This window comes from Nocardia sp. NPDC060259 (assembly GCF_042728775.1).
Classification (GTDB): domain Bacteria; phylum Actinomycetota; class Actinomycetes; order Mycobacteriales; family Mycobacteriaceae; genus Nocardia.
Window position 1 is genome coordinate 23,978 of record NZ_JBHXAY010000077.1, and the last position, 11,026, is coordinate 35,003.

The 11,026-nt window shown below is 68.9% G+C and carries 12 protein-coding genes; 8 read left to right on the top strand and 4 right to left on the bottom strand.

The window, feature by feature from the left end:
• Positions 1 to 5: 5 nt before the first annotated feature.
• Entirely contained in the window at positions 6 to 584 is a 579-nt protein-coding gene (locus ACFWF2_RS24275; protein WP_379309740.1) for a DapH/DapD/GlmU-related protein, read from the bottom strand.
• A 50-nt stretch (positions 585 to 634) separates the two neighbouring features.
• On the opposite strand from ACFWF2_RS24275, the gene ACFWF2_RS24280 reads away from it, so the two are divergent.
• Entirely contained in the window at positions 635 to 1,069 is a 435-nt protein-coding gene (locus ACFWF2_RS24280) for an NUDIX domain-containing protein (RefSeq protein ID WP_379309741.1), read from the top strand.
• On the opposite strand, the gene ACFWF2_RS24285 is transcribed toward ACFWF2_RS24280, so the two are convergent.
• Positions 1,045 to 1,761 (bottom strand): TetR/AcrR family transcriptional regulator, encoded by a 717-nt coding sequence (locus ACFWF2_RS24285; protein ID WP_379309742.1) that lies wholly within the window; start codon positions 1,759 to 1,761, stop codon positions 1,045 to 1,047. The genes ACFWF2_RS24280 and ACFWF2_RS24285 overlap by 25 nt on opposite strands.
• 63 nt (positions 1,762 to 1,824) lie before the next feature.
• Between ACFWF2_RS24285 and zapE the strand changes: the two genes are divergently transcribed.
• The 6 genes from zapE to ACFWF2_RS24315 all read left to right on the top strand — a co-directional run bounded on the left by zapE (position 1,825) and on the right by ACFWF2_RS24315 (position 7,256).
• The gene (gene zapE / locus ACFWF2_RS24290) at positions 1,825 to 2,853 is read left to right on the top strand and encodes a cell division protein ZapE (RefSeq protein ID WP_379309743.1); all 1,029 of its coding nucleotides are present in this window, start codon (positions 1,825 to 1,827) and stop codon (positions 2,851 to 2,853) included.
• A 138-nt stretch (positions 2,854 to 2,991) separates the two neighbouring features.
• Positions 2,992 to 3,930, top strand: a complete 939-nt coding sequence (locus ACFWF2_RS24295) for a DUF4129 domain-containing protein (protein ID WP_379309744.1) — start codon at positions 2,992 to 2,994, stop codon at positions 3,928 to 3,930.
• A 135-nt stretch (positions 3,931 to 4,065) separates the two neighbouring features.
• Positions 4,066 to 4,560: a hypothetical protein gene (locus ACFWF2_RS24300; RefSeq protein WP_379309745.1), complete on the top strand. Its 495-nt coding sequence runs from the start codon at positions 4,066 to 4,068 to the stop codon at positions 4,558 to 4,560.
• 16 nt (positions 4,561 to 4,576) lie between these two features.
• Complete coding sequence (locus ACFWF2_RS24305) at positions 4,577 to 5,539, top strand: AAA family ATPase (RefSeq protein ID WP_379309746.1); 963 nt, start codon at positions 4,577 to 4,579, stop codon at positions 5,537 to 5,539.
• A complete protein-coding gene (locus ACFWF2_RS24310) occupies positions 5,536 to 6,810 on the top strand; it encodes a DUF58 domain-containing protein (protein ID WP_379309747.1) in 1,275 nt (424 codons plus the stop codon). Before ACFWF2_RS24305 ends, ACFWF2_RS24310 begins: the two co-directional genes overlap by 4 nt.
• Positions 6,807 to 7,256 carry a hypothetical protein gene (locus tag ACFWF2_RS24315; RefSeq protein ID WP_379309748.1) on the top strand — a complete coding sequence of 150 codons (450 nt, stop codon included), beginning with the start codon at positions 6,807 to 6,809 and terminating at the stop codon, positions 7,254 to 7,256. The genes ACFWF2_RS24310 and ACFWF2_RS24315 overlap by 4 nt, the downstream gene beginning before the upstream one ends.
• 127 nt (positions 7,257 to 7,383) lie before the next feature.
• On the opposite strand, the gene ACFWF2_RS24320 is transcribed toward ACFWF2_RS24315, so the two are convergent.
• Entirely contained in the window at positions 7,384 to 8,244 is an 861-nt protein-coding gene (locus ACFWF2_RS24320; protein WP_379309749.1) for a MaoC/PaaZ C-terminal domain-containing protein, read from the bottom strand.
• Positions 8,245 to 8,279: 35 nt separating this feature from the next.
• Entirely contained in the window at positions 8,280 to 9,965 is a 1,686-nt protein-coding gene (gene kstD, locus ACFWF2_RS24325) for a 3-oxosteroid 1-dehydrogenase (RefSeq protein WP_379309750.1), read from the bottom strand.
• Positions 9,966 to 10,220: 255 nt separating this feature from the next.
• Here kstD and ACFWF2_RS24330 point away from each other — a divergent pair, with 255 nt between their 5' ends.
• Positions 10,221 to 11,006 carry a 2-keto-4-pentenoate hydratase gene (locus ACFWF2_RS24330; protein ID WP_379309751.1) on the top strand — a complete coding sequence of 262 codons (786 nt, stop codon included), beginning with the start codon at positions 10,221 to 10,223 and terminating at the stop codon, positions 11,004 to 11,006.
• Positions 11,007 to 11,026: the final 20 nt, after the last annotated feature.

The following is an 11,026-nucleotide window of genomic DNA, read 5'->3' on the forward strand; positions in this document are numbered from 1 at the left end:
ACCGGCTACCAGCTGCGGTGCACGGCGCCTTTGGGGCCGGTCACCAGGCTCGCCGCGGGCACGTCGTCGGCCACGACGGCGCCCGCGGCGATCACGGCGTCGCGTCCGATGCGCACCCCGGGCAGAATCGTCGCGCCCGCGCCGATCCACACGTTCTCCGCGACGTCGATCGGCCCGCCCGTGAGGTACTTGCGCCGCTCCCCCGGGTCGACCGGATGGCTCATGGTGATCAGCGTGGCCTTCGGGCCGATCATCACGCCCCGGCCCAGCCGGATGCCCGCGTAGTCGAGGAACGTGCACCCCTGGTTGACGAACACCCGTTCCGCCAGCTCCAGATTCAGCCCGTGATCGGTGTAGAAGGGCGGGTAGATGGTGACGCCCGCCGGGAGCGGGCGGCCAAGGATCTGCTCGAAGAGCGCCGCCTTCGCCGCCTCGTCCTCGAAGGGCGTGATGTTGAGGCGGGAGGTCAGCGCGGTCACCGCACGCACCCGCTCGTGCATCGCGGTGAACTCGGCGCCGAGCACCCGTTCGCCACTCGCCAGTCGTTCGGGATCGTGGATCAGCATGAGGTTCTCGCTCGGCATCCACCGATTCTCACCCACCCCGGGCGCGCCGGTTTCGTAGGCTCGGCACGGTGATCGCACGCCACCTGGTCGATGTCCACATCCTGCTGATCCGCGACGATCGGATCCTGCTGAGCCTGCGCCGTAGCGGCGACAAGTACGACAACCGCTGGCATCTGCCCTCGGGCAAGCTCGAGGCGGGCGAGTCCGCAGCGGTGGGCGCGGTTCGCGAAGCCATGGAGGAGATCGGGGTCGAGCTGGAGCCCGCCGATCTTCGGCTCGTCCACGTCGCCCATGTGACCGCCCCTGGGCGCGATTCACGGCTCGGCCTGTTCTTTCGCGCCGAGCGCTGGCGGGGTGAGCCTTTCAATAGGGAACCCGACAAATGCTATGCGCTGCAATGGTTTCCGCTGAGTGATCTCCCCGCCGATCTGATCGAATATTCGGCGCTCGGAATTGCCGCGCTCAATTCCGCGGTGCCCTATTCGGAAATGGGCTGGGAATAGTCACAACTCGCGTTCGCCAGAAACTGTGAGAGTGGACGGGCGAGCTGCTCGACGGTCGCGGGCTGATCCGCGCGCGGACCGGCGAAGCGGTCGAAGACCAGCCCCTCCAGCAGGGCGAGGAAGTCTCCTGCCGCGCCGGCGGGGTCGGCGGCGCCGAGTGCGGTGAACAGCTCGGTGGCGCGCTCCAGGGAGAACAGGCTGCCCGCCAGGCGGGCGTGCAGGTCGGGGTCGGAGAGCACCTCGATGATCAGGGCGTGCCGGGCGATCAGCTCGTTGCGGCGATGTTTCAGCAGGTGAGCGAGCCAGGCTGCGATGTCGCGGGCAATGTCGGCCGTCGGATCGTGCTGTGCGGCGGGGAAGTCGTGCGTGATGTCGGCCGTGCGTTCCGGCGGTCCGGTGGTGACGCCGGGCGTGACGTCGGTCGCGGGGCCCGGCTGTCTGGCGGCGATGGTGAGCGCGACATCAGCCGTGTGTCCGCGCTGTGCTGCGGCGAAGTCGGCGCGGGAGCGGGCGGTGATGCCGTCGGCGACCGCCTCGATCAGGGCGTGCCTGGTGCGGAAGTAGTAGGACGTCGAGCCCGCCGGCAACTCGAGCCGGGTATCGACCGCACGGTGGGTGAGCGCGCGGATGCCGCGGGTCGCGATGAGATCGATTGCGCCGGCCACGATCTGGCCGCGCCGTTCTGTGGACATCGTCACCTTCTCTGGTCTGCTGCCGCCTCAGCCTCTACAACTGTAGAGGACGAGGAGGTTGCGATGAATTCCGGCACGGTGGTTCTGGACCCAGCCCAGGTGGCGGCGGCCGACGCGCTCGCCGCCCTGCTCGACCGGCACGCCCGCCCACGCAAGCGGCACCGGGGCATCTACCTGCACGGCAGGCCCGGACGCGGCAAGACGATGGTGATGGACCGCTTCTTCGCGAGCGTCGGTTCCGACCACAAGCGCCGCTTCCATTTCCACAGCTTCTTCGCCGCCCTGCACACGGCGGCCCATGAGCTCGGCTCGATCGAACGGGCCGTCGCAGGCCTGCTGGCCGACGCCGACCTGGTGTGCTTCGACGAGTTCCACATCAACGACATCGGCGACGCCATGCTCGTCGCCCGCCTGCTCGACACCCTGTTCGCCCAGCACCGCACGCTGGTGGTCACCTCGAACTACGCGCCCCGCGACCTGCTGCCGAACCCGCTGTTCCACGACCGTTTCGTGCCGACCATCGAGCGCATCCTGGCCAACCTCGACGTCGTCACCCTCGACGGTCCACTGGACTACCGGACCGTCGGCACCCGCCGCGACAGCGGTTTCGTCTCGGGCCGCTACCTCCTCGAGCCGGCCGACATCGATGCCGAACACCGGTCAGGCAACGGCGTCGGCACAGCGCACCAGACCGGCATCGAGGTGGAGGATGGGACCGGCGTCGACCTGTCTGTCGGGAACGGTCGCACCGTGCGGGCACACGCCGTCGACGGCGACGCGGTGACCTTCGATTTCGAGCAACTGTGCGGCGCACCGACCAGCGCGGCCGACTACCTCGCCCTGACCAGCCGATTCCACCGCTGGACCCTGCGCGCGGTGCCGCCCCTGCGCGAGGTGCCACCGGACTGGACCATGCGTCTGGTGAACCTCGTCGATGTCCTCTACGACGCCGACTTACCTTGCACGATCCACGCTCCCGAACTGGTAACCGAGCTGACCGCGGGTGTTCCCGCGATCCCCGACCTGGCCCGGACCGCGAGCAGGCTCGGTGAGTTGCCCCTGGTCGACGCCGCGATGGTTCGCACCGCGTAACAAGCCACGGAATTCGGGGGGACAATAAAAGGGGAGGTTATCCAAAGTATCGATTTCCTCCCGAGCGAACCACTCGGCGTGTAACTATGTGGCTGTTTTGTGCAGGCTCTGGGGTTTGGTGGTACAGCTGTGATCGGGGTGAGTCAGCCCATTCCGCGGGCGATCGTCGTGATCGCACTGCTTGTCGCTGCGACGATCGCGTTGCAGGGTTATCTCCCCGGTGCCGGTCCCGCCGAATCGTCGACCAGCGCGCCGTCGCCACTGCTGGTGGCGGTGATGCCGGTGCTGCTGCTGGTGTCCATCGTCATCCTGATCGCGGGAGTGATCGCCAGTCAGCATCGTCTCCCGCTGGCCATGCCGCAAGCCGAACGCGACGCGACACCCCGCTTCCCATGGCGTCGGCTGGCACTGCTCGGCCCGCTCGTCCTGGCTGTGCTCGCGCTGGTCTTCGCCGGCGGTGTGACCGCGCTGTTCCTGCTGCCGGGAGCCCGGCCGATGCACCCGGCCTCGGAGACCTTGCCCGAAGGCTCCGGCCCGGTCCCGACCCCGACCGACGCGCCTGCCCCCGACCCCGGCACCGGCGCCGCCGAACTGACCGGCACCGCGCTGGTGATCGCGGGCGTGCTTGCCCTCGTGCTGATCGCGCTGGCGCTGCTCGGACTCATCGTCGTCGCGCTGGCCTCGCGCCGCGAACCCGTGCCCGCCGCCCCCGCTCTTCCTGACACCGCGCCGAGCGCCGTCGACTCGCTCACCAGGGCCGCCGAGATGGGCCTTGCCGCGATGAACGCGCCCGGCCAGGACCCGCGCACCGCGATCATCGCCTGCTACGTGGCCATGGAGCGTGGCCTGTCCAGCGACAGCGCCGCCCGCCCGCAGGCATCGGACACCCCGATGGAAGTCCTGGCCCGCGCGTTCGAAAGCGGTGTGCTGCACGATGCTTCGGCGCGTGAGCTGGTCGCGCTGTTCGAGGAGGCGCGGTTCAGCCCGCACTCCATGCTCGAATGGCAGCGCATGCGCGCCGAACAGCTGCTGCGCATCGTGCTGTCGGATCTGCAGAGAAGGCTGGTCGCGGCATGAGCGGTCAGCGCCCGGAGGCGGCAGCTTGCGTGACCACGCAGGGCGCCCGAGCATGCCGGGAGGACACAGCATGAGCGGCCGGCGCTGGGACACGCCATCGTGGCTGGTCGCCCGAACAGGCCAGGGGGTCGCGGCATGAATCGATCGTCCGTGATCGCGGCCGCGGTCGTCGTCGTGCTGCTGATCGAAGTGGCGCTGGTGCGGGTGGCCCGCGACGCGGTGCTGCTCGCCGTCGCGCTGCCGGTCGCGATCGCGCTGGCGACACTGCTCTGGTCGATGCGGCATCGCGTGGTGCGCGAGGAACCGCTGACCGAGTACATCGACAACGGCCCGGCCGAGATGCTCGGCCGCTGGCACGCGCGCGCCGAGATGCTGACCGCGCGCGCCGACGGTACGCGCGCCGACTGGGACCGCCACCTGCGTCCGTTGCTGGCCAAGGAGTTCGAACTGTCCACCGGCCTGCGGGTCGCCAAGAATCGAAGGGCCACCGAAGCTGCCGGTCAACTGCAGTTCGGACCCGAGTTGTGGCGCTGGGTCGATCCGGCGAACTCGGCATTGCGCGACCAGACCGGTCGCGCACCGGGTAGGGAGGCGCTGGACGAGATCCTGCGCCGATTGCAGACGATGTGAGGGGTTAAGGCCACCGATGACCATGCCGTTGAACGTGACCGTCCAGCGCTCCGACGCCGTGCTGCGTGAGCTGGGCCGAGTCGTGGTCGGCAAGCGAGATGAGTTGCAGCTCATCATGATCGCCGTGCTGTCCGGAGGACATGTCCTCATCGAGGATCTGCCAGGGCTGGGCAAGACGCTGATCGCGCGGTCCTTCGCGGCCGCGCTCGGCCTGGATTTCACCCGCGTGCAGTTCACGCCTGATTTACTGCCCGCTGACCTGCTCGGCTCGACGATCTACGACATGTCGTCGGGCCGTTTCAATTTCCGTCGCGGTCCGGTTTTCACGAATGTCCTGCTCGCCGACGAGATCAACCGCACCCCGCCCAAGACGCAGGCGGCGCTGCTGGAGGCCATGGCCGAGGGGCAGGTGAGCATCGACGGCGAAACCTTCCTGCTCCCACAGCCTTTCATCGTGCTGGCCACCGACAACCCGATCGAGTACGAGGGCACCTACCCGCTGCCGGAGGCCCAGCTCGACCGCTTCGCCATCCAGCTGCGCCTCGGCTATCTCTCCGAGCAGGACGAGACCCAGATGATCCGGCGCAGGCTAGAGCGCGGCGCGACGCCGCCGCAGGTCGGCCAGGTCGTCGACGCGCAGGGTCTGATGGAGATGCGCCAGTCGGTCGAGTTCGTCACCGTGCATCCCGATGTCGTGAACTACGTGGTCGCGCTCGCCTCGGCGACGCGCAGCCACCCGCAGGTCGAGGTCGGCGCCAGCCCGCGCGCCGAACTCGATCTGGTGCAGATGTCGCGAGCCAGGGCTCTGCTGCTCGGCCGCGACTATGTGATCCCTGAGGACGTGAAGGCGCTGGCGGTGCCCGCGATGGCACACCGCATCACCCTGCGTCCGGAGATGTGGGTGCGCCGCATCCGGGGTGAGGACGTCATCACCGAATTGCTGCGCCGGCTACCGGTGCCCCGCGCCACCAGCACATGAAGCACCGCGACGAATCCAGGACGGTCGAGGTCGACCTGCGCTGGCGGCCGGCGCCGCTGGTGTTCATCCTCGCCGGGTGCGCCGCGGCGGCGCTGGTCGTCGCGGTATTGCGCGGACAGTGGCAGCTGGTGGTCTTCGCCGCGCCGATGCTCGGCGTGCTCGCCACCGCGCCGTGGCAGCAGAACCCGACCAGGATCCAGGTCGACGGCAGCGGCACCGTGCGCTGCTTCGAGGGCGAGGTGGTCGGCTGCAATGCCGCCGCTTTCGTCGACAGCGGGCACGCGCTGCTGCGGATGACATCGGTGCCGCTGGCCGGTCTCGAAGTCGAGGTCGAGGAGTCGCACGATTCCGGCGGTGCGCCCGCCGGCATGCAGCTGGCGCTCTCGGCGGCGCGCTGGGGCCGATATCCGGTGCAGGTCAAGGTGTCCGCGCTGAGCCCGGCCGGGCTTGCGATCGCCACCGCCGAGCTGCCCGCGGCCAAGCTGTATGTGTACCCGATCGCCGATCCGCAGCGAATGCGCCTGCCGCGCACCGAACTGCCCGATCGGATCGGCACCCACCTGACCCGCAAGCACGGTCCCGGTGTCGAATACGCCGACATTCGCGCCTACGCGCCCGGCGACCAGCTGCGCACCGTCAACTGGCCGGTGAGCGCGCGCCGCGGCAGGCTCTACGTCACCGAACGCTTCACCAACCGCTCCGCCGACGTGGTCGTCCTGGTCGACACCTCCCAGCAGGCGCCCGGCCCAGCCACCGCCTCGCTGGAACTGTCGGTGCGCGGCGCCGCGCAGGTGGTGCAGTCCACGCTGCAAGCCGGTGACCGCACCGCCGTCGTCTGCCTGGGTGACTCGCCGCGCTGGCTGCGCCCCGATATCGGCCGCAGGCAGTTCTACCGGATCGTCGACACCGTGCTCGGCGTCGGCGACGAGCACGTCGAGACCACCGGCACGCTCGCGCCGCACGCCGCGGTGCCGATCGGCGCGATCGTCGTCGCCTTCTCCACGCTGCTCGACACCCAGTTCGCGCTGGCCCTGATCGACCTGCGCAAACGCGGACACGTGGTGATCGCGGTCGACGTCCTGCGCGGCACGCCGTTCGAAGCGGGCCTCGACCCGACCATGGCCAAGATGTGGCAGCTCGAGCGCGCCTCGATGTATCGCGACATGGGCACCGTCGGCGTCGACATCATCGCCTGGCCCGCCGACACCAGGCTCGATCAGGCCATGCGCCTGCTGCCCGACCATCGCCGAACAGTGCGGGTGCGCCGATGACGAGATTCCTTGCCCTGCTCGCCGGCCTGCTGCTGGTCGCCGCGGTCGCGTTGATCAACCCGTTCGCCGGGGTCGCCGCGCTCGCGCTGGTCGTGGTGAGCTGGTGGTGGCGGCCCGCCGCGGTCGGCGCGGTACTGGTGGCGATCGCGGCGCTCGCGTTCTCCGATGTCGGCGTGATCACCGCCGCCGCGACGGGGTTGGTGGCGACCACCTACCTGCTCAACGCGGCCGTCCTGCACGCACCCGAAGGTGTTGTGCCGACGACGATTCCGTCGGTCGGCGGCGCGGTGCTGTTCACCATCGCCGCGGCCACCGCCGCTCTGGTCCCGGTGGAGTTGGTCTGGGCGCCGCTGGCCGCACCGGTGCTGATCATGTTGATCTACGCGCTGCTGGTCGGCGGGCTGGTCGGCAACGGGACGACCGCCGAAGAGGCACGGACGGACTGACCCGCGACGCCACGCGTGTGGACCGAACCGCGGGGCGTACCTCCCCGCTCCGGCGGGACCGCTGGTCCGGCGGGCGAAACGAGAAATGCCCGCCGGACGCGATGACCGGCGGGCATTCGGTGTCGAATCAGGCGATGCGCAGGGCGATATCGCCGAGCACCGGCGCGTCCTCGCGTTCGACCACGGTGGCGGCGCCGATCAGCTCGTCGCCTTCGCGCCACACCTTGATACGCAGCGTCTCCCCCGGGTACAGCACCCCGGCGAACTTGGCGCGGAAGCCGCCGACCCGGCCTGCGTCGCCGTCGAGCAGGCTGTCGGTGAGGGCCTTGCAGACCACACCGTAGGTGCACAGGCCATGCAGAATCGGCGCGGGAAAGCCTGCGCCCTTGGCGAATTCGGGATCCGAGTGCAAGGGGTTGCGGTCACCGCAGAGGCGGTAGAGCAGGGCCTGCTGCGGCAGCGTCGGAGTCAGGATCTCGGCGTCGGGCGCCCGATCGGGCAGCGCGGCCTTGGCGCTCGGCCCGCGCTCGCCGCCGAAGCCGCCCTCGCCCTTGGCGAAGATCGAGGAGCGGACGGTCCACAGCGGTTCACCGTCGGAGCCGACCACGGTGTTCTCCTGGACGATCACCGCGTTGGCGCCCTTGTCCCAGATCTCGCTGATCCGGCCGGTGCTTGTCGCCTTGCCCGCGGCCGGAATCGGCCGGTGCACCACCACTTCCTGGTGGCCGTGCACCACCTTGGCCAGGTCGATCTCGATGCCGGGGAAACTCACCTTCGGCGCCTCGGTCTCGCCGAGTGTCGGTGCCACCGTCGCGAAGGTGGGCAGCACCTGGGGCGCCTGGTCGTCGAGGTAGGTCAGCTCGACCGGGTCGAGCGGGTGCGCGCCCGCGCCGAGGCCCAGGTGGTAGAGCTGCACGTCGGTGGGCGTCCAGCTGAACTCCCGCGCCGGGAGCGGCGCGCCGAGCGCGGTCTGGAGGTCGATGGGCATTGCTTACTCCTGCGGGGTCGGGGTGTGGTCGATCGTCACGCGGCGGCTTTCGCCTTCTTCGCGGCGACGATGTCGAGCACCGCGAGGTAGGCGAAGGTGATCGCGGGGCCGATGGTGGCGCCGGGACCGGCGTAGGTGTGGCCCATCACCGGCGCGCTGGAGTTGCCCGCGGCGTAGAGGCCATCGATCACCGAATCGTCTTCGCGCAGTACGCGACCGGCGGTGTCGGTGACCAGGCCGCCCTTGGTGCCGAGGTCGCCGGGCACCATCTTGGCCGCGTAGTACGGGCCCTGCGACAGTTCGGCCAGGCACGGGTTGGGCTTCACGGTCGGGTCGCCGTAGTAGCGGTCGTAGTGGCTGTTGCCGCGACCGAAGTCCTCGTCCTTGCCCGCGGCGGCGAAGCCGTTGAACCGTTCCACGGTGGCGGTGAGGTTCTCGGCAGGGACGCCGATCTTGTTGGCCAGTTCCTCGATGGTGTCGGCCTTGACGATGTTGTCGTTCTCCAGCCAGCGTGACGGGAAACGCTGACCCGGCTGCAGCCCGGCGAAGATGTAGCGGTTGCGGTAGCGCTGGTCGAACACCAGCCAGGCCGGGATGTTCTCGCCGGGTCCTGCGCCCTGGCCGTACTCGCCGCCGTACATGGTGTGCACCGCCTCGACGTACGGTGCCGACTCGTTGCCGAACCGCTCGCCCCGGTCGTTGACCATGATGGTGCCGGGCAGATTGCGCTCGGCCAGCGCGAACCAGGGCTTGCCGCCCTTGAAGATGGTCGGACCCCACCAGGCGTCCTCCATGAATCCGACCGTCGCTCCCACTGCCATGCCCGCGACGATGCCATCGCCGGTGTTGGCCGCGGCGCCCGTTGTCCACTCAGTGGTTATCGGCTGTCGCTGGTACTTGGCGCGCATGTCGGCGTTGTGCTCGAACCCGCCGCTGCCGAGGACGACGCCGTAGCGCGCGGTGAAGGTGACGGACTCGCCGTCGACGGTCGCCTTGACCCCGGTGATCCGGCCATCGGTGACCACCAGATCGGTGAGCGGGGTGTTGAGCAGCACCGGCACACCGGCGTCGAGCAGGCCCTTGCGCATGGCGGCGATGATCGCCTGGCCCATGCCGAGCAGGTGCTTGCCGGTGAACTTGGCCAGATAGGTGCGGGCGCCGACGCGCAGTGCCCGCATCAAGCCCTTGGGGTGGCGCTTGATCAGGTTGAGCCGCACGAAGTCGGCCTGCATGACGACCACGTTCAGCGGCGCCTTCGCATACGGCGGTTCGAGGTTGGCCAGTTCCGCGCCGAGCACCTTGCCGTTGAACGGCGTCGGCTCGCACGAACGTCCCTGGCCGAGCCCGCCCGGTGCCTCCGGGTAGTAGTCGGAGTAGCCGGGAACCCACTTCATCTTCAGCGGGGTGTGATCGAGGACGAAGTCGAAGGCCTCGGCGCCGCGATCGAGGTAGGTGTCGATCTTCTCGGCGGGCACCACGTCGCCGATGATGCTGTGCAGATAGGTGCGCGCGTCCTCGCGGTCGTCGGGCCGGCCGGAGGCCTTCAGCGCCTTGTTGCCCGGAATCCAGACGCCACCGCCGGATCGGGCCGTCGACCCGCCGTAGTGCGCGGCCTTCTCCAGCAGCACGACGCTCAGTCCCTTGTGGGCCGCGGCGAGGGCGGCGGTCATTCCAGCGGCCCCACTACCGACGACCACCACATCGTATTCCCGATCACTCATGTGCAACACGTTATAGAAGGGGTCCGATGTTTGACAGACAAAAATGGAACTCGTTCCAGTGGGCTCCGCTGTTTGCCCTCCATATGGTGGAACGTGTTATAGAAATCACCTGAGGTGGCGTTGTATTGTCAGGTGAACGGCCGACGGTCGTCCGGGAAACCCGTTACAGTTTTGTGGTCTGGAGACCACGCTGTGCGGCCTGGTCCGACCGACGTGTTGCCACAACCTATTGACCGTGCTGCCAAGGAGGTCCGCGTGCTGCCCGACGCGGTACGAACTCAACTCGCCGACGAACTGTCCCGCGCCGAGGACGAGCGGGTCGCCGTGTCGCCGCTCGTCGACCGGTTTCCCGACATCGATGTTGTCGATGCCTACGAGATCCAGCTGCTCAACATTCAGCGCCGGCTGAAGTCGGGCGCCAAGGTCGTCGGCCACAAGGTGGGGCTGTCGTCGAAGGCGATGCAGGAGATGATGGGTGTCGACGAGCCCGACTACGGTCACCTGCTCGCCGAGATGGAGGTCTTCGAAGACGTCCCGGTCGACACCTCCCAGTACCTGCTGCCGCGGGTGGAGGTCGAGGTCGGGTTCGTGCTCGGCGCCGACCTGCCCGGCGAGGACTGCACCGAGGCCGATGTGCTGGCCGCGACCGTCGCCTACGCGCCCTCGATCGAACTGATCGACTCGCGTATCAAGGACTGGAAGATCGGGCTGACCGACACCATCTCCGACAACGCGTCCTCGGCTGGTTTCGTGCTCGGCAAGCAGCGCGTCGCGCCCGCCGACATCGACATCAAGGCCATCGATGCCGTGCTCACCCGCAACGGCGAGGTCATCGCCGAGGGCCGCAGCGACGCCGTGCTCGGTGATCCGGTGATCGCGGTCGCGTGGCTGGCGCGCAAGGTCGCGACCTTCGGGGTGCGGTTGCGCAAGGGCGACATCGTGCTGCCCGGTTCCTGCACCCGCGCTATCGACGCCCGCCCCGGTGACGACTTCCTCGCCGAGTTCACCGGACTCGGTTCCGTCCGTTTGCGTTTCCGCTGAACCAGACTTCCCAAGGAGTA

Excerpts from the sequence above, each read along its gene's own strand:
- ACFWF2_RS24275 (WP_379309740.1), bottom strand. The coding sequence starts at position 584 with ATGCCGAGCGAGAACCTCATGCTGATCCACGATCCCGAACGACTGGCG.
- ACFWF2_RS24285 (WP_379309742.1), bottom strand. The coding sequence starts at position 1,761 with ATGTCCACAGAACGGCGCGGCCAGATCGTGGCCGGCGCAATCGATCTC.
- zapE (WP_379309743.1), top strand. The coding sequence starts at position 1,825 with ATGAATTCCGGCACGGTGGTTCTGGACCCAGCCCAGGTGGCGGCGGCC.
- ACFWF2_RS24300 (WP_379309745.1), top strand. The coding sequence starts at position 4,066 with ATGAATCGATCGTCCGTGATCGCGGCCGCGGTCGTCGTCGTGCTGCTG.
- ACFWF2_RS24305 (WP_379309746.1), top strand. The coding sequence starts at position 4,577 with ATGACCATGCCGTTGAACGTGACCGTCCAGCGCTCCGACGCCGTGCTG.
- ACFWF2_RS24310 (WP_379309747.1), top strand. The coding sequence starts at position 5,536 with ATGAAGCACCGCGACGAATCCAGGACGGTCGAGGTCGACCTGCGCTGG.
- ACFWF2_RS24315 (WP_379309748.1), top strand. The coding sequence starts at position 6,807 with ATGACGAGATTCCTTGCCCTGCTCGCCGGCCTGCTGCTGGTCGCCGCG.
- ACFWF2_RS24320 (WP_379309749.1), bottom strand. The coding sequence starts at position 8,244 with ATGCCCATCGACCTCCAGACCGCGCTCGGCGCGCCGCTCCCGGCGCGG.
- kstD (WP_379309750.1), bottom strand. The coding sequence starts at position 9,965 with ATGAGTGATCGGGAATACGATGTGGTGGTCGTCGGTAGTGGGGCCGCT.